At 35.1% G+C, this 18,798-nt stretch carries 11 protein-coding genes; all 11 read right to left on the minus strand.

Annotated features, from left to right (window positions below; all coding sequences use genetic code 11):
• Window positions 1–132 precede the first annotated feature (132 nt).
• Entirely contained in the window at window positions 133–4,581 is a 4,449-nt protein-coding gene (locus ACSBO6_RS19610) for a S8 family serine peptidase (protein WP_498843910.1), read from the minus strand.
• Between the two features lie 599 nt (window positions 4,582–5,180).
• The gene (locus ACSBO6_RS19615; protein WP_098846159.1) at window positions 5,181–6,497 is read right to left on the minus strand and encodes a 6-phospho-beta-glucosidase; all 1,317 of its coding nucleotides are present in this window, start codon (window positions 6,495–6,497) and stop codon (window positions 5,181–5,183) included.
• Entirely contained in the window at window positions 6,497–6,808 is a 312-nt protein-coding gene (locus tag ACSBO6_RS19620; RefSeq protein WP_097974004.1) for a PTS lactose/cellobiose transporter subunit IIA, read from the minus strand. The genes ACSBO6_RS19615 and ACSBO6_RS19620 overlap by 1 nt, the downstream gene beginning before the upstream one ends.
• Window positions 6,809–6,954: 146 nt before the next feature.
• On the minus strand, window positions 6,955–7,263 hold the full coding sequence (locus ACSBO6_RS19625; RefSeq protein ID WP_498843911.1) for a PTS sugar transporter subunit IIB: 309 nt from the start codon (window positions 7,261–7,263) through the stop codon (window positions 6,955–6,957).
• Window positions 7,264–7,291: 28 nt separating this feature from the next.
• A complete protein-coding gene (locus ACSBO6_RS19630) occupies window positions 7,292–7,807 on the minus strand; it encodes an RDD family protein (protein WP_098846157.1) in 516 nt (171 codons plus the stop codon).
• 49 nt (window positions 7,808–7,856) lie between these two features.
• Window positions 7,857–9,161, minus strand: a complete 1,305-nt coding sequence (gene celB / locus ACSBO6_RS19635) for a PTS cellobiose transporter subunit IIC (protein ID WP_098846156.1) — start codon at window positions 9,159–9,161, stop codon at window positions 7,857–7,859.
• Between the two features lie 127 nt (window positions 9,162–9,288).
• A complete protein-coding gene (locus ACSBO6_RS19640; protein WP_498843912.1) occupies window positions 9,289–12,915 on the minus strand; it encodes a hypothetical protein in 3,627 nt (1,208 codons plus the stop codon).
• A gap of 152 nt (window positions 12,916–13,067) precedes the next feature.
• Window positions 13,068–15,008 carry a BglG family transcription antiterminator gene (locus tag ACSBO6_RS19645; RefSeq protein WP_098846154.1) on the minus strand — a complete coding sequence of 647 codons (1,941 nt, stop codon included), beginning with the start codon at window positions 15,006–15,008 and terminating at the stop codon, window positions 13,068–13,070.
• 497 nt (window positions 15,009–15,505) lie between these two features.
• The gene (locus ACSBO6_RS19650) at window positions 15,506–16,222 is read right to left on the minus strand and encodes an SIS domain-containing protein (RefSeq protein WP_098846153.1); all 717 of its coding nucleotides are present in this window, start codon (window positions 16,220–16,222) and stop codon (window positions 15,506–15,508) included.
• A 33-nt stretch (window positions 16,223–16,255) separates the two neighbouring features.
• Window positions 16,256–17,623 (minus strand): sugar phosphate nucleotidyltransferase, encoded by a 1,368-nt coding sequence (locus tag ACSBO6_RS19655; protein ID WP_218937228.1) that lies wholly within the window; start codon window positions 17,621–17,623, stop codon window positions 16,256–16,258.
• Between the two features lie 26 nt (window positions 17,624–17,649).
• Complete coding sequence (locus ACSBO6_RS19660; protein WP_098846151.1) at window positions 17,650–18,777, minus strand: MupG family TIM beta-alpha barrel fold protein; 1,128 nt, start codon at window positions 18,775–18,777, stop codon at window positions 17,650–17,652.
• Window positions 18,778–18,798: the final 21 nt, after the last annotated feature.

Raw genomic sequence — 18,798 nt, forward strand, 5'->3', positions numbered from 1 at the left:
TTATGAGAAACCACCCAGAAAAATAGGATGTGTTCCCACTTTTACATATTAAAAAAAGCACGTATCCGATTTTTTAAATCGAATACGTGCTAAAAATTTTTCTAAATCTAGTAAGCTATTAAATCAAAAATCTTACTTTCTTGCTCCGTCTTTTCCAACTTTATATTTACCGATTGTAGTATTTACAGCCATTACTCCGGATTTGTTGAAGTAATAATATTTACCATTTATTTTTTTCCAACCATTACTAAACATTACTCCATTTGATTCGAAGTAGTAGTGTTTATTTCCTAATACTAACCAACCAGTTTTCATTACTCCATATTTATCAAAGTAATAATGTTTATTCCCTAATACTAACCAACTAGTTTTCATTACTCCGTATTTATCAAAGTAATAGTGTTTATTTCCTAATACTAACCAGCTCTTTTTCATTACTCCGTATTTATCAAAGTAATAGTGTTTATTTCCTAATACTAACCAGCTTTTCTTCATTACTCCATACTTATCGAAGTAGTACTTCTTACCATTTAATTCCAACCAACTTGTTTTCATTACTCCATATTTATCAAAGTAATACTTCTTACCATTTAATTCTAACCAGCTTGTTTTCATTACTCCATATTTATCGAAGTAATACTTCTTACCATTGTAAGTTAACCAGCTTGTTTTCATTACTCCGTTATTATCGAAGTAATATTTTTTACCACTGATTGTAGCCCATCCAGTTACTTTAACACCTTTGCTATTGTAGTAGTATTTTTTGCCGTTTTCTAAAACCCAACCAGTTTTAATCGCAGCATCTGCACGATTAATTACTACTGTCTTCACTGTTTCATTACCAGCAAGGTCAGTCGCTCTTAACGTAATTGTATTTTTTCCTTCTTTTAACGGTACAGTCACTTCATAATCTTTGTTTAATGGTTTTACAACATCCACTGGGCTAATTAATGGAACTTCAAATTCATGGTTTTCACCAACGAAGAAGTTTAAGTAGCTGTAGTTATCTTTTAAATTTACTTTAAATGTAACTTTATCTACTTTTTTATCCACACGAGTAGGAGCATTTAGTACATTAATTTCTGCCTCGTGAGTATCAACATAAATATGACGCGCAACTGAGAATTTTTTGTTTGCATAATCTGTTGCTTCTACTTGAACAGTGAATGGACCATCTTTGTCAAATGTTACAGTTGTTGAATAGTTGTAGTGTCCAGTCTTAGCATCAAAATCAACCGGTACTTCTTTACCATTAACCTTAACAGTTTTAATACCAATATCATCTGTTACGAAACCTTTAACTGGAACTGTGTTATCACTGTAAGCTCCCCATGGTTCTGGTGAGTTTGGAATATATTCACCTGTAGAATCTTTTGATCCGTCAGTGATATATACTAGCGGAAGATCCACGTCACCAATCGTTGCAACATCTTCTGCCGCGTTACCTGCATAGTCCAAAGCAAGTACTTCTACTATAGCTTTAGCAGGAGCTTTAGAAAGATCAAAAGAAGTTTGTGTATTATCAGTTACGCCTTCTAATTTACCATTTACGAAAATACCGTATACTTGCACTCCTGATGCATCATCCGAACCTTTCCAAGATACAATTTTCTTATCTGGATCATAAGTTGCTTTAACACTTGGAGCTTTAGTATCAATATAGACTGGAATCTTTTTAGACTGCCACTTTGCATTATTATAGCCAATTACAGATTTAATCTCGTAATAGTATAAACCGTCTGGCATAACTTGCCCATTCACTTTACCATCCCAAATAGTAGACTCGCTATCCTTCATGATTTCGCCTTTACCATTGTTAAAGTTATTTTTAGTCACATCCGATTGAGCACTTAAACGGCGAAGGAATTTATTGTTTTTGTCAAGGATGTTATATTGTACTTCTGATGCATTTCTTAGGAATGATGGAAGCGCATTGATATCATCACCATTATTGTCGTCATTTGGTGAAAATGCGTAATATTTCTCTCCATTCTTTCCAGGCGCAGCTTCCCAGAATGTACTATCGTAATCAGATGCCATGTCATGTGCACCTTTATAAGCTCTTGCTAAATCAAAGTAACGAGTTTCACCAAGATCTTTGAATCCATCAACGATTGGCAGACTGTCCCACTTACCGTAGAAGCCTACGTATGGAGCCGTTAAATTTGGATTACCGTTTGTACCGATAAGATTTACAGAACCTTCAACGAAAATATTGTCATGAAGATCTGCTAGAATTTCTTTACCAGCTTTATCGAATCCAGGAATTTTTGCATTAGTTAAATCAATTTTCACAGTGAAATCAACAGATTGACCCGCTGGTACTTTAATTGTTTTAGGAGCATCTATTTTTGCACCTTTTAATGCACCTGTTTGAAGCGCATTACGATCAACGTCAGCAGTTTGATAGAATTCATCTGTTAACGCATTTGCATCAACTTTATATTCAGCATCTTTATCAGAAATATTTTTTGCAGTGAACGTCATCGATACTTGTTTAGATTGGAAATCCTTCAATTCATATTTCGCTTCACCTGTTGCCTTACTGTAGAAGTAAACTGGTGTTGTAACTGCATTTTCAATTTGCATCATACCTGCACCTTGACGGCGTGGTGAGAATGGATGACCATCTAAGTCATTAATAACTTTTGCAGTATTCATTAGTAATACTTTTGCTAAGTGAGTACGTTGACTTAAGCTTAACGAACTGAAACGTTTATCACTTTTCAAGTACTCTTGTACTAATGCAGAACCACCAGCTACGTGTGGAGCTGCCATTGAAGTACCACTCATTACTTCATATTGATTATTATTAACGGTTGAATAAATATTTCCACCAGGAGCTGTAATTTCAGGTTTTAACTCAAGACTAGGTGTAACTCCCCATGAAGTAAATGCAGTCATACGACCCATTTCTGGACTTTCATTTTTTGCTGTTTGGTTAACATGAATTGTTCCTGAACCATTAATCGCATTCGCTAACGCTTCACCATCTGCTTTTGAGTTAACAAGCATCATTGGTACTTCCCATCCGCCTTGGTCAGCGTATTGAGCACCAGCTGTAGCGTTCCAAACGATAATACCAGCAGCACCAGCTTGAGAGGCATATTTCGTTTTATCAGCAAAAGTATACGTACCACGTGCGACTAATACGATTTTCCCTTTAACATCTACGCCTTTATAATCATCCTGACCACCTAGTTTGTAGCTTCCATCAGCGTTCTTACCTAGATTTACAACTGGAATATTTCCACCGAATTTATCTGATAAATTCTTCCAAGCATCGATTCCCTTACCAATAACAGTAAGATCATTATTACCATCCACAGTGATCGCATGTTCATAAAGATAAGCTTCATTTCCAGAAGCAGCTACTGAGATCGTGTCTTTATTAAGACCTGGAGCTCCAGTTACACCGATATCAGGGTTTTGTGATAGAGGATCTCCCCAGCCATAACCAATATGGTTTGAGTTACCAGAAGAAACAGCACAGACGATACCGTTGTCAACTGCACGAGTAATTGCAAGATCTTCTGCACTATTTGGCTCATAAGAAGATGCTACAGAACCAAGACTCATGTTTAGTACATCTGCTCCTAGTTTAATAGAATCATCAATTGCTGCAAGATAAATATCAGACCATGTAGATGGATAGCTTGGGTCATTACTGAATACCTTCATCGCAAGAACTTGCGCTTCTGGTGCAACCCCTTTAATACCACCGTTTGCTTCGTCACCGTTAGCAGCTGTAGTACCTGCTACGTGCATACCATGCATTGAAGCACCTGGTCCAAGGTCTGTAACGATATCGTTTTGGTCATAGTAGTTATAACCATAAGGAACCTTATCAGTGTAGAATTTACCTGGTAAAGCTTTATCTTTTACAATTTTAGCCACAGAATCTTTTGTTAAGTCCTCTTTTGTAGGATCAGTTAATTTAAAGTCACGATGTGTAGGATCAATCCCTGTATCGATAATAGAGATAACCATACCTTTGCCATCAAATCCAGTGTCTTTCCAAGTTTCTTTAGACTGGATAAATTGATGACTCTTCGTCATATCTGGTGTAGTTGGTTCAGATGTAGGACGATTGTATTCATTTGCTAAATAAACGTTTTTTACACCTGAAGTAGCTTCAATTTTTGCTACATCACTAAATTCAACGACACCACTGAAACCGTTAAATGCAGTTGTAAAATGTTTTTTATAATTAATGTTAATACCTTTTGATTTTAATTTTGATTTTACCGAACTTTGTTGGCTATCAACTTTTGCATATAGATTAGACTTTTGACTTTGAGACAAGTCCTTAAACAATTTACCTTGTTTAGTTGCGTATTCAATTGGTGACTGCCCTTCTAATTCAACGATGACACGTACTTTATCTGAAGCTTTTAATTTTGCTTTCGCTTCAGATACTTTATTTTTATTTTGTGATTGTTTAATTTGCTCCAACTTAGATGCTAAATCACCTGGTCGGTAAGATTTTGCTGAAGTTGGTGAAACAAATGCAAAATTAGAAAGAGCAAGAGCAGATGCTAATGCATATGTAGTAATTTTACGATTCTTTTTATTATTCATTTCTCCGTTCCCTCCAAGATAATTTTAAATAAAATAAATTAGTACATACTTTCTTAAAAAACTTCCCCTGTTTTTTAATTCAGCAATTCGAGGATTATCGACAAATTCTTTTCTCAATAAAGAACATGCCAAATTACCTCAAAAACTTTACACAGATGGCCCCCTAATATCTCCTTTCATCTTTTTTGAACCTATTAATGCCTATACTTTCTAAATAATTTTTAATAAAGTTTTTAAGGAATAATAGATAAATTAACTAATTCTTTTTTTGAGTCAAAATTCCTTCATAAAATTCCAAATATTTTAAAATCTTTAAAGTTTCTTTGCGTTTTTAATAAAATTATGTAATTTTATGTATTAATTTATCGTTTTGGAGCATTTTTTTATAGTCATAAAGTTCTAGATATATTTATCATCTAGATAGATCATCATAAAATGTTTTATGATCAAAAAATCCTTACTAAGACTTTTGTATTGATTATTCGACAATTGTTTAGGCTAGTCCTAGACTAGGTAGTGGTTCTATAAAAATATCAGAATATCTTTATAAAAATATAAAAGGCAGCATCCTAAAGGATTTGCTGCCCTAAACATATTTCCTATTTATAAAATCTCGGTAAATATTCTTTATGCGCTTCTAGCATTTCATCAACGATGGCGACAGCTACTTTATCGTTAGCTACAAGCGGGTTAATCGTTAAGGCAAGAATTGCTTTTTCACGACTTCCTTCTACAGCAGCCTCGATTGCTGTCTGTTCGAAAGATTTAATCGTTTGAATTAATCCTCGAACTGGCACTGGTAATTCCCCGATTGTTAGTGGAATAGGACCATCTTTTGTAATAACACAGCTAACTTCTACTGCCCCGTCATACGGTAAGCCCGAGATTGCTCCCTTGTTCATTGTATTTAATGGTTGGATATCTCTCGTATCATTATAAATTGATGAAATTAAACGACAAGCCGCATCAGAATAGTAAGCTCCACCGCGTTTTTCTAATTCAGGTGGTTTTATATCTAGCGCTTCATCTTTATATTTTTCAAAAAGAGAAGCTTCAATTTTTTGCACGACTTCTGCACGCGTTTCATTCGATTCAAAATCCTTTAATGCTCTTTCAAGCATTTCCGATGTTTTGTAATAGTAATGATGATATGAACAAGGAATGACATTGACTGCTTTTAAGAATTCAGGTGCCCATTCTTCAGCATCTATATTTTTTACAAAACTAGCATTCGCAGGATCCATAATCATTTCAAGTACTTGTTCTTTTACACTAACTCCATCTAAATAAACCTCTATACCATATACCATATGATTTAAACCTGCAAAATCAATACGTACACGTGAATGATCTACATTTAATAGTTTTGCAACACCCATTTCCATTCCAATCGGTATATTGCAAAGACCAATAAATCTCTTAATATTTGAATATCTTAATGCTGCCTCTGTTACCATTCCGGCAGGGTTTGTAAAGTTAAGAATCCAAGCATTTGGACATAGCTCTTCCACTTCTTTACAAATATCCAAAATAACTGGAATTGTACGTAAGGCTTTAAACAATCCACCTGCACCATTTGTTTCTTGTCCGATTACGCCATGTTTTAGCGGAATTCTTTCATCAAGTGCACGTGCAGCTAGTTGTCCAACACGAAGCTGTGTTGTAACAAAATCAGCATCCCTTAAGGCCTCACGGCGATCATACGAAAGATGAATTTCCATTGGTACTCCAGCTTTTTTGACCATACGCTTTGCTAGTGCACCAACTGTTTCTAATTTTTCTCGTCCAGCTTCGACATCAACAAGCCACAGCTCAGTTACTGGGATTTGTTCATAGCGCTTAATGATTCCCTCAACCAATTCTGGCGTATAACTTGAGCCTCCACCTATTGTAACGATTTTAAATTTCTTTGACATTACTTTAGGCCCCTTTCATACATGTCAACGAACTCTTTTGCCAAGTCTTTTACAGTCATTGCATTCATTAAGTGATCTTGGGCATGGATCATTAAAAGTGAAATCTCAGTTGGAGTACCACCGATCTCTGACTGAATAAGTGTTGTTTGAATATGATGTGCCTCATTTAAAGCATCACCTGATTCTTTCAATTTCTTGCGAGCCAAATCGAAGTCTTGTTTTTTTGCTGCTTGAATCGCTTCCATTGCAGCACTTCGACCATTTCCACCGTGAAGGATCAGTGTGAAAATTTCTGTTTCATTTTTTACCATAAAACTGACCTCCTCTCTTTTTTATTCATAAAATTTTTTTATCGTCATATTCCCACGGTTATTAATTTTAAAATGTATAAACCTTTAAGGTATTTATCATATTTTTCTTGGGCAAAGATTGAAAAGAGTCAATTCTTTGACAGTTACTACTTATTTTCAATTAAACTGATCGCTTGCTCTAAAATCGCTTCACCATCGCACATGCCATAATTCATCATATTAATTACTTCAACTGGAATGTTTTTCTCTTCACAGAATTCTTCCATTTCTTCTAAAAGGAAACGTACTTGTGGACCTAACAATAACACATCAGCTTCTTCGATTTCTGAGCGAACAACTGATTCAGAAACTGCCCATATACGTGCTGAAATACCTTTTGATTCCGCAACTTTTTCCATTTTAGAAACGATTAGACTTGTTGACATGCCTGCAGCACAGCAAAGTAAGATATTCATGATGATTTCCTCTTTCTTTAGTAAGTTTTTATGCTTCCTTTTTATTCATAACGACAAATCGACCAATTCGATCGTGTACAGCCAATGATTTTTGATTAGCAAACATGCTAATAACGGATAAGAAGAAAGGGATACCTTGAAAAATAAACATCGTCAAAAATTTAAAGAAACTTCTAACAATCACTAGAAATATATAAGGAAGCTTTCCCTTATTGTTATTAATGCGTGTTAATTTTAATCGAAAGATCATCTTTCCAATTGTTGACCCTCTCAATAATAGAGTTGTAGCAACTTCATAACAAAAATAGATGATAAGCGATTGTAGAAATGCTTCATTAAAAAGAGCCATTACCTTTACAGTTGCATCTTGACTAGCAGTTGATTTTTGAAGCTCAATCATATTTGCTAAGACCCCTGGAAAGTTTGGAAGTCCCGTGATTCGATACACAATTGACAAGATGATTGAAACAATTATTGCATCAATGGCAAAGGCACCGATTCTTTTTAATCGAAACGAAGTTAGTATTTTTTGTCGATTTTCCATAAGTTTTAGTCCCTTCTTCTAATCAATTATCCATTTAATTGCTGTCGAATTATTTACTAGTATTCTCTAATTCTAAATTTTTCTTATCCCACATTCTAATGAATGGGAACCAAATTGCCGAAGCCACTGCAAAAGCTACTAATTGCATGACTACACCCATAATCTTACCACCCGTCATTAAATAACCACTTATGAAATATGGGGTTGTCCACGGGATAATCGTTCCAGTCGTATGTGGGAATATTCCCATTGCCGTACCAAAGTAAGTCACTGTTAACACTGCTACTGGCGCTAGAATATAAGGAATCATTAAAAATGGATTTAAAACAATTGGAACACCAAACATAATTGGCTCATTTACGTTAAAGATCGATGGTCCAATCGCTAGACGTCCTACCTTCTTAAGAAGTTTTGACTTCGCTAAAAATGTCATATAGATTGCTACTGGTAAAGTAGCTCCAGATCCACCCATCCAGATCCCATTCTCATAGAATGTATACGTAATAATATGTGGTAATTCTTTACCTGCTTTAACTGCTGCCAAGTTCGCATCAGCATTTGTAATCCAAATTGGTTCCATAACAGATGTGATAATCGAAGAACCGTGGATCCCAAAGCTCCATAAAAGATGTTCCATTAAACAAGCGACAAGTGTACCAATATAAGTTGAACCTAAAATTGTAAATGGTTGTGTTACAACTTTATGAACAAACGTTGCAAAATCTCCCCATCCAGTATGACTAAATCCGTATCGAACTAGTAAGAAGAAAAGGATAATCACAAAACCAGGAATAAGCGCCGTAAATGAACGTGAAACTGTTGGCGGTACAGTATCTGGTAACGTAATGATGATCTTCTTTTGTAAGAAGTAACGATATATTTCAGCAGTAATAATGGCAATGATTAATCCAACAAACAAGTATTGTGCACCAAATAGATCAGGTGACCATGCAGATACAGTTTCCTTACCATCTTTGAAAGTGCTCATAATATTAACAATTAAATAACTTGCTAATGCTAATACTCCAGCTGGAACTCCATCAATATTCTTTTTGTCGACCTTATAACTACTTGCTAAGGAATAAGCTACACCAAATACTGCAACTAAAGCGATAATCCCCATTGAACCGTTATAAACGATATCTCCAAAAGCATTCCAATTTTCGCCAAACACTTTTGACATAAAGTTTTGGTACCACTCTGCTTCTAACCAAGCTACGATAATGAAAAATGAACCAATGATCATTAGTGGCATGGCAAACATAATACCGTCACGCAAAGCAAGTAAGTGTCTTTGATTACCTATTTTCGAAGCGATCGGTAAGAATTTTTTTTCAAAAAATTTACTGTTCATTTCGTTATCCCCTCTCTAAGGAATTCGGATCTTGGTAAATCATGAATTTCCCATATACCAAGATCCTTTTAGAATTTATTTCTTTTAGTAAATAATCTTTAATGTTTGAATTTAATAACAGATACTTTTATTTAGCATCCTTAGATACTGTGCGTACAAACGTCATCACGTGACTATCATTTGCAAATTGTGGATCTCCATTCAATGTCATTGCAGAGTATACAACCGTCGCAGTGATAGTAGCTGATTTATTTGTTTTATATGTTACTTTTCCATCCGCATCAACAGCTACATCGTCTGGAGATGATGATTCGTAACTAACTTCTATAAATTTGTTTCCATCTGTATTTAATCCTTTTTCAGCCATTGCATTTTTTAACCAGCTTGGATATGCAAAAGAGTTCTTGTCCAACTTTGTAGGAGCAATTTTACCAGTTGATTTCATCGGATCAACAACATTGATTGTATAAGTGATTTTTTTCGGTGTTCTAAAGAAACCATCAATAACATATGCCGATACCGTACAAGTTCCTGGTTTTAAGCCTGTTGCGTATGCCCCATAGTACTCGCCATTTACACTTAAGTCGGTTGATTTTACATTACCTTCATCACCATAAGTTGCTATATTTCTTAGGTCAATCACTTGTGATACATCTGGTTTGGCATTGATTTGTGATGGTAATCCATTTTTGTATCCTGCTTGATCCCAAGCATCCGTTGCCCAAGACACATTTCGAGTATAGCCAGTTGTTTTTGCATCAAGTCTAACCGATTCACCAACATTAATCGTAAATGTATGTGTGTCTTCATTATATTTCGCATGAGGATTCATCTTTGCAATGTTCGTTGGATAACTTAAGCTTTCTGTACCTTTATTTACAGGTTTAGTCACTTTTGAACCTAACTTTTCTACATAAGCAACATCCTCAGGATTTTGAGTGATCCAGTATGGCATTGAGATTACAGTTGAAGATTCCATTGTTAAACTGTTACCAGAGTCAATCGTTCTACGATCCATCGTTCCGAAAATATTCGTGTTGTACTTAGACATCATAACTTCATCACGTGGAATTAATTGATCAACCATAAGATTCGGCGCTACATGTGTTACGTCATTTCTGTTTGCTGATAATACATCAAAGTTCATGAAATTGTTAGGGATGCGAGACATTTGCCACTCTGAACCAGCAAGGTCAACTTGTGCATTTCCGATATCAATCCCTTTAGCTTTCAATGCACCTAGAGAAGCTGCATAGAAAGTTGTCATAAATGGGTTTTTCTCTCTCTTTTCATTTGTCCACCATTGATTCATACCTTCTAAGATTTCGTCTCCGTTAAACTGATCAGCATGGTGAGATAATGTGTAATAAGCTAGTGCTTCTTCTTCTTCGTCAGAATAGTTCATGTATGATTCATGAGTTACACCGCTAACACCAATATCATCTCCGTTATGAGCAGCAATACCAAAGTATCTTGCAAGATATTGCAATGACATATCAAGCATCGATTTCGAGTTGTGTGTTTTTGGGTATCTTACTTCAAAATCATTGTGTTCATTAGCTTTTTTTGTAGCCTTTTGGCCATTCATTACTTTGTATTCGTTTGCAAAATCTAGTGGTTCAACAACATCTATGCCCTGAGCTTTAAGGAGTTCTTTTTCTTTAGATGTATACCCGCCAAAATCTTTTGCGACTGCAAGTGCTTGTAAAAGTAATTGTGCATTTAATGGACCATCTTCATAGTCTGCGTCTCTTCCCCATGCATCTTTATTACCATCAAGGTATTCCGGATTCAAATTTGCCCATCTAGTTGGAGCATTTGGAACATTTAATCCATTTCCACGAATCGTTCCCTCATCAAAACGAGATTCAGTTGGATTCTCGCCATTTACAGTCAATTGGAAATAGTTATTTAGAATTAATGCATTTGTATGGTTAATCATATTATTTTTGATTAACGCTGCTAGTTCTGGATCTTCATCTTTGAACGCTTTATATGCTAAATCAAGCGTAAAATAATGACCTACTAATTCATCAGTAGAAGTTGTTGCTTTGTAAACGACTTTATTTGAGTCTAAAGCTTTTGTATCAGCATCTAAACCTTCATTTTGGCTTGCAAATATATTTGTTAAACGTGGAGGTACAGCAACTGTGTCATAAGCTTTAAGAGCAGGATTAGTTCCATTTTTGAAAGCTCCTGCGACATTGTAGTAAACTGTTTTTCCATTTATATCTGTTGTTTGTCCAACCTTCTTTTTTATCCATGCATTATCCCAAGTTTCAGCTTCTGGAGTTGTTGCACCATTGTTACTTGTGTTAACTTTATATGACCTTGCAAAGAAACCAGATGCAGCAGGTTTTTTTGTGTGATCTAATGTATACTTACCGTTTTCATCAACATAAACTGGCTTCCCTTCGTTTTCAGCTAGCCATGCTTTTGCTTCTTCGATTGTTGATACGTTTCCACCATAAGAGTTAACAACATACACATAGTCATTTACATTGTTTTTAGATGTAACTTTTAATTGGGTACCAGATACATAACCAAGCGTTACGATTGATTCAACTGCACGAATAGCAGATGCTTTTGCGTCTTTTGTTCTAGCATCAGATTCTCCAAAGTTTTCTTTCATGTAGTTGTATCTCCAGATTTCTCCAGAAGCATACATTGTCGTCCAAAGACCATCATTATCTGTATCGTAGTTGCCTCTGCCTGCATCTTTATCAGCAGTCATAAGCGCTTTAATCATATCCGCTTGTGAATTGAATCTCATATTCCCAGATTGGAATCCAAATCGATCCGTGTAGTTTCTAGAAACCTCGGTTTGTAATAACGATTTACCCATTAGCGACATTTGTTTTCTAACGATATGCGTTGCATTACCTTTTTCACCTAGAACCCAAAGTCCATTATTTCCATCTGGCATAATGTTTGTAATCACTTCTTTGGCGTTATAAGTTGCAGCTGCACCTGAATTATTAGTACCAGAACCTGAAGATCCACCAGTTTGAGGAATATATCTTCCACCTTGTAGATACTGAATTTGATCTGCTGGTGCTAAGTTTGGATCGTAAAGTGTAATTGCATCCGATACGATACCAGTAATTACGCCATGAGGTTTTTCGTCACCAAGAATAATTTTATCGTTTGACTTGATTAAAGTATCTTTAGAAATCAACCATTTTACGTCATTTTCTCCATTAACGTAGCCAACATAGTTCTTAGATGGGAATTTAGCTCCTGATGGTGCGGTAGGAATATTTGTTGTTTCCCATTTTGAATCTTTTAGTGCTGCTGGAATATTTGAATCCCCAGCGTTATAATAGTAAACAACTTTTTCAAGATTAGTAGATGACTGTGTCTCACTTACAGTAACAGTAATATTCACAGTTGTTGCATTACCATTCGTATCTACTCCGGTACCAGTGATTCTTGCCGTACCACCAGATATCCCTAAAATTTTTCCGCTATAATCTCCTTTCGCGTTTCCAATCATATCAACATATGCAACATATGGATCAGATGTTGTCCATTTTACTGGCTTTGTTGTATCTAAATTAGCTGGTTTTGCATGAGTGATCTCTGTCGTTGTCATATAAATCTTAGTTCCGGTTGAAATTGGAGCTACAGTAGATTGAGTTGAAACAGTAGGAGCAGCTTTAACTACTACACTATTAAAACTACCTGCAAACATTGAAGCTACTAATACTGATGCTGGTAAAGCTCTACCCAAAAACCATTTATTTCTTTTCATTAATCTTCCTCCGAAATAATTTATTTTATTATTTTTTGTGAGTAACCGTTTTCAACATTATCTACAAAAGCCAAATGATAATATGAATGTTGATTCGCATATGATTGCGACCATCCCACTAGGTTGATTTTTTTAGAATGATCGCTACTTCATTACGAACCATACTGAAACAAGATTTTAGAGATTTCATATTGAAAATCGTTGAAATTGTTTGATTTTAATACTTTCTGCTTCGTCTCGGGGTAATCCATTAAGTGTAAAAATAATCGACTTAACTCTTTGTGTAAAAACAAGTCTCCGGCACGAAGATTAATTAAAAATAGGATTTGTACAACTTTTCCATCGATTATCGGTGGGTTTTTAAAGATCACCACACTGATTGAATCTTGGATCGCAACCATTTTCAATGCATGTGGCGCTGCAATTCCGTTTTGTAGTATCGTCGATATTTTTTCTTCACGGTCGACAACTAAATCAGGATAGTTAGGTGGTGCAAATCCTAGTTCAACCACTCTTTTTGCCTTTTCTTTAATAAAGGCTTTGTAGTCAAACAACTCTTTGCTTTCTTCTATATAAAACAAATCTGTATGAAATAAAGATAAAAGTGTTGGTACATCTTCTTTAACTTTATTAGCCGGGTATCTAGTAAGCGCACGTCGAATTCTTTGAACATCCGTTTCAGTAAGTATTGGTGCTACTTGAATATACGGAATCGAAATCGTATCAAATGGAATCGAAGTCGATGAAACTAATAAATCATATTCTTCAAGATTTATTAACTGAAGCTCGCTGTACAGAACGACATCAATCTTTGCCCCTTGAAAAAGTGCTTCAAGTTTCATTTTCATTAAATCGGCCGATCCCGCTCCCAATCCGTACGATAGTAGAATTTTTTTGTAGGAACTTAGTTGTTTTTGTTTCTCCCTTTCTACGTGAGCTGCTAAATGCATTGTAATGTAACCCATTTCATCACTAGAAAGTTCGAATCCCCAAATTTCCTTAATCATTTCAGAAAAATTTAAGGCAATCATAAACACGTCTGAATACCTACTATATACATCATTTATCAATGGATTCGTAAGCTTTAAATTGAAATATAATCTTCTTAACAATGGATACATGTGCATGATCATCGTATTTAAAAGTTGCTGATCACCTGAAAACTGAGTTAAAAATGTTTGATCTAATCTTTCCAAACAATTCGTTAGTTTTTGCTTCAAGTCATTTTTTTCATGTTCCTCAATATCGTCAACACTCGATTTACCACTTATATGTGCAGCTAAATAGATAATTTCACTTTCTGGTAATACGACATGATATAGTTCAGAAAGAATTTCACAAATTCTCTTTGCTATATTCATAAACGATGGTTTGATTAGAGAAACATCTAATTTTTTTTCTTGATTAGGCAAGATAAAGTTGTGTTGAGTTACTCGAAAAGAGAGTACTTGGATGTGCAATAAAATATTCTCAAGTGCAAAATAACTTAATTTCAGTTGATTATTCTGTACTTCTTCACTCAAAACAGCTCGAATTTCCTCAAATGGAAACGCTTTCTCAAAAGTTTGATAATTTGATTTTTTTAACAATCCTGTTTCTTTTTGACTTAGGAAGTAGGAAAACGCTCTTCTAAAATTCGTTTCATCCCCAAGTAAACGAACCCCATAGCGTGATTTTGTTTCTACTTTTAAATCAAAAATCCTTACTTGCTTTTCAACTTCAATCATGTCGGTAAAAACTGTCGATCTGCTAATCATTAGACTATCAGCAAACATATCGATCGTTTGAAACTCTGTTGTTTGAAGTAAAAGCATAATAATATTATTCACTCGAACACGGGGTAAATCTGGTGCCAATGCTCCATCTATTTCATTCATATACGTTTGAACCAACTCTTGGTTTTCGATATGAAGTAAATAGCCCTCACCACGTTTTTTCTGAATCACAAATCCGGACTTTTCTCCAATCGCGTTTAGTTCTTTTAATTCATTTCGTAATGTACGATTTGAAATAGCGAATTCTGATTCAAGCTCTTGTGAAGTTAGTGATTTTCCTTTTTGATACAAAAATTGCAAAATTAAATCTCTTCGCATATATTACCTCACCACCCTAGATGCCTAATCTAGTATTTTAAGTTTACTTTCCAGTAAATCTATTTAACAGTTTGAATTTTTCCAAAATAGTTCGCAATTTAAAACAAATAAGCCTAGTTCATATGTCATGCGAACTTCCAATGTTATAATACGACCTAAGACCTGCTATAAAATACAGGAACATTTTACTAACAACATTCGTTTTTATTTTTTTGAATACAAAAAAAATCCTTATCTTACAACAAAAGTACTAAAAATAAGGGATTCCGCATTTTATTGAGTTAAGCATTTCTTAACAATGTATTAGAAATTCTGTAAGACGTGGTTAGCACTTTAATCTGTCAAACGCGAAAAAGCGCACCCATAAACTGGGAACGCAAAAACGAATCAGTGAATTTTAAAAGCATACCTTTTGATTCTTCAATTCAAAGATCTTAAAGGGTAGTCGATTAATCTTATTTTTTTGTTAAATTTTGAAAAACATTAAAAAGCATAAATTAAACACCATAGTATTTTGCAAATAATTCTTTATTCCACTCATCTCCACCATCTACATTAGAACTTTTAAAAACAGGTGGTTTTAATCCAGCTTGATGATATTTTTTTGCTAATAATATAGAAATTGATTGCGCAACAAAGGCTCCAGCCATTGTTGAAGTTGCCCCCATCCCTGTATTTGCTTCTTCTACATAAAAGGAAGCATCTCCAGGTCCGGTACAATTATCTATGACTACATCACTAAAATCGCAAAGGTATTTTCCGCTACTATGTCTTGATTTAGAACCTTCTGGATGATTTGGATTTGTAAAAGCAATTACCTTTGCACCGCATTCCTGTGTCATTTTTGCAAGTTCAACCGTCATTCCATTTCTCCCTGAATTGGAAGCAATCACAAGAATATCTTTTGAGCTTATTTTGTATAAATCGAAAATTACCTTTGCATAAGCCTCTAATCGTTCGATCACAGTACTTTTTAATGGATGGTCATGTAAAAAAAACTCATTCGGCAAAATTGGTGAGACCTCCGCAAATCCACCCGCTCTTACATAAAATTCTTCAGCAAACATATGTGAATGACCCGAACCTGTAACAAGGAAGCGACCACCATTTTGAATGGCTTCAAAAATACAAGTTGCCGCTTCATCTATTTTTTGATTCTGTGTCGTATATAGTTTTTCGAGATTTGCCATTACATACTTAAAATAATTCTCCATAAATGAATACCTTCTTTAATTGATTTAATAAAATTACCAACCGTACTTCTTTTCACTCCATTTTTTTATAACGAGATCTTGTTTTACGAAAACAAGACTATTTTGTTCAATATCTTTATCGATGATTGCACCTGCTCCTAACACGCTATAAGCACCTATTTTACATCCAGGCATAATAATCGTGTTCACACCAGTTCTACAATAATCACCAAGATACGCTGCATTTGAAAAATGTAAAGGTATTTCTTTCCGTCCATTTACAATGTGCTCAGTTTCCCCATCATCAAAGCGTAATGTTCCACAAACCGTTGCTGCACCGATATCCGTATAACTGCCTATTGCACCATAAAACTCGCCATAGTGGTAAAGATATACCTTATCCATTACCATTCCGCCAAGGAACTCTGCACAATGGTCGAATATACAATGCGACCCAATTGAAACTCCATCATAAATCATACAATAATTACGAATGGCAGTATGATCACCAATAACCGCATTTCCATTAAGAATCGCACCATTATCAATAATTGTATGATCACCTACAATTAGGTTACCGTGAATGACAACTCGATCACCAATTGAGGAATTCTTACCAAGCTTTACGTGACCATGAATGGTTGCATTTTCAGAAATTGTTGCACCTTCGGCTAGGTCGTTTTCTTTTAATGCATTACAAAAATGATTCACCATATATTCATTCGCTTCTAACATATGCCATGGCTTATCTATATCAAAGAAATGGCCATTACACTCAATCGCTTGTAATTTTGTTTTCTCAAGTGATATTAGAAGTGCAGCTTCGATGTATTGTTCTTTCGGAGCACCCACTCCTACTTTTACATTCGGAAAATAATCAGGCGTTCTTTTCACTTCTTCCAGTAATAACTCATCAAAAAGAAATCCTGCGAATTGATGGGTAATACTGTCGCCACGGTAGTGCGCTCCAATTGACAGAACAAATCCATCCTTTATACTCGCGCCGATCCAATTCCTTGACGACTCTTCTAATTTTTTCAACAAAACGGTAGGTTTGTTGGAACTAGCTAATTGCTCCAGATCCTTTCGTTCGACAATCGTATCGCCGTAAAGAACGAGAAACTCCTCAGTACTTGAAAGTTTCTCAACCCCTTTTACTAAACTTTCCGCACTTCCTATATTTGATTGATCTACTACAAATTTAACATTCTTTATGTCGAATAGAAGATTCTCAATTTCTCTTTGATGTTCCTCATTAACAACAACAACAATGTCTTCTATTCCCATTGCTACAATGGATTCAATATTATAACGAATTAATGGCTTACCAGCGATTTTTATTGCTGTTTTGGAGCGAACTGCGCTAAAAGGATTCATTTTACTCCCTTTGCCTGCTGCAAGAATTACTGCACTTTTTACCATTCTGATACCTCGACTATATAAATTTTTTACTTATATTCAACTAATCGAAATTTATTTTTGCCGGCTAAAAGATACGGCATTAAATCGTATGCAAAAGGATGAACAAATCCAATGACATTATGTTCAACGGATTGTCCTAAATCTTTTAATGAAATTTGTACCTCTCCCTCATATTGTGCACTTCGATTATTTAAAATAGAAACTGTATATTTCTCTCTTGGTGCACAATAGCAATGAGGTACTTTCATTCCCCTAGTATCAGTTGCACGAATGAGATTTGCCGGCTGATCAACTCTTGAAATAAGAACCTGCTCGCTTATTTTCAACTTTGTTTGCTCTGGTACATATTGATTAAAAACAACTGGAATTTCTATATAATCTTGTTTGTAGCATCTAGCCATTTCTTTGAGCTCTGTAAAATCTGCAAATGAGTCACCAATTAATACATCATTAAAACCATTTGCAAATAACTCTAGCATGGCAATATGGCTAGGCAAGAAACGGTGTTTTTCAATTGTACAAACTCCATGACCTAAGTGGTGTAAATCCTTTGGCGAAAGCTGCGAAGCGACAAATCCTCCGACTGGCACACCGAATAAAGCAAACAGATTGTTAATTGAGCGTAAGTCTTCTAAAGACAGTGCTGTATCTGGTAGAGGAAAAAAATTATGGCAAGCTGTTAATTGTTCAATATTTCCTTCTCTTTCTATTGTTTCTAAAAACTCGCGACATTCCCGTAAAGCGTTTCCATTTTGATTATCAGAAGAGGACATTGAAGCATTTACTTCTATTTGAATCCCTTGTTTATTTTTTGAAAGAAGTGCAACTTCTTCACTCGTAAATCCTCCATCAATTCGGAGTCTTGTGATGCCCATATTTTGTAACACTGTAAGGTCGGTTAATGTACAACCCAACTCATTGAAAACTTCATCATTCATATCAGCTGACACAGTCATATTAAGTTCTTTGCAGTAACAAAATAATTCATTCCAAGTTTCCGCATTTACATTTAGTGCACCTTCGAAACCATGATTATTTAAAATCAGCGAAACAAATACTTTTTTAAAACCTAATGAACTAGCCTTTGCTAAATAATCTTTAATTTGATCTAAAGGATAAAAGTTGGGATACACACTAATTCCTATTTCACGCATATTCAATCGCCATTCCTTACT

Origin of the sequence: Bacillus sp. AL-1R, assembly GCF_052180195.1 — a bacterium.
Classification (GTDB): Bacteria; Bacillota; Bacilli; order Bacillales; family Bacillaceae_G; genus Gottfriedia.

Excerpts from the sequence above, each read along its gene's own strand:
- ACSBO6_RS19610 (WP_498843910.1), bottom strand. The coding sequence starts at position 4,581 with ATGAATAATAAAAAGAATCGTAAAATTACTACATATGCATTAGCATCT.
- ACSBO6_RS19615 (WP_098846159.1), bottom strand. The coding sequence starts at position 6,497 with ATGTCAAAGAAATTTAAAATCGTTACAATAGGTGGAGGCTCAAGTTAT.
- ACSBO6_RS19620 (WP_097974004.1), bottom strand. The coding sequence starts at position 6,808 with ATGGTAAAAAATGAAACAGAAATTTTCACACTGATCCTTCACGGTGGA.
- ACSBO6_RS19625 (WP_498843911.1), bottom strand. The coding sequence starts at position 7,263 with ATGAATATCTTACTTTGCTGTGCTGCAGGCATGTCAACAAGTCTAATC.
- ACSBO6_RS19630 (WP_098846157.1), bottom strand. The coding sequence starts at position 7,807 with ATGGAAAATCGACAAAAAATACTAACTTCGTTTCGATTAAAAAGAATC.
- celB (WP_098846156.1), bottom strand. The coding sequence starts at position 9,161 with ATGAACAGTAAATTTTTTGAAAAAAAATTCTTACCGATCGCTTCGAAA.
- ACSBO6_RS19640 (WP_498843912.1), bottom strand. The coding sequence starts at position 12,915 with ATGAAAAGAAATAAATGGTTTTTGGGTAGAGCTTTACCAGCATCAGTA.
- ACSBO6_RS19645 (WP_098846154.1), bottom strand. The coding sequence starts at position 15,008 with ATGCGAAGAGATTTAATTTTGCAATTTTTGTATCAAAAAGGAAAATCA.
- ACSBO6_RS19650 (WP_098846153.1), bottom strand. The coding sequence starts at position 16,222 with ATGGAGAATTATTTTAAGTATGTAATGGCAAATCTCGAAAAACTATAT.
- ACSBO6_RS19655 (WP_218937228.1), bottom strand. The coding sequence starts at position 17,623 with ATGGTAAAAAGTGCAGTAATTCTTGCAGCAGGCAAAGGGAGTAAAATG.
- ACSBO6_RS19660 (WP_098846151.1), bottom strand. The coding sequence starts at position 18,777 with ATGCGTGAAATAGGAATTAGTGTGTATCCCAACTTTTATCCTTTAGAT.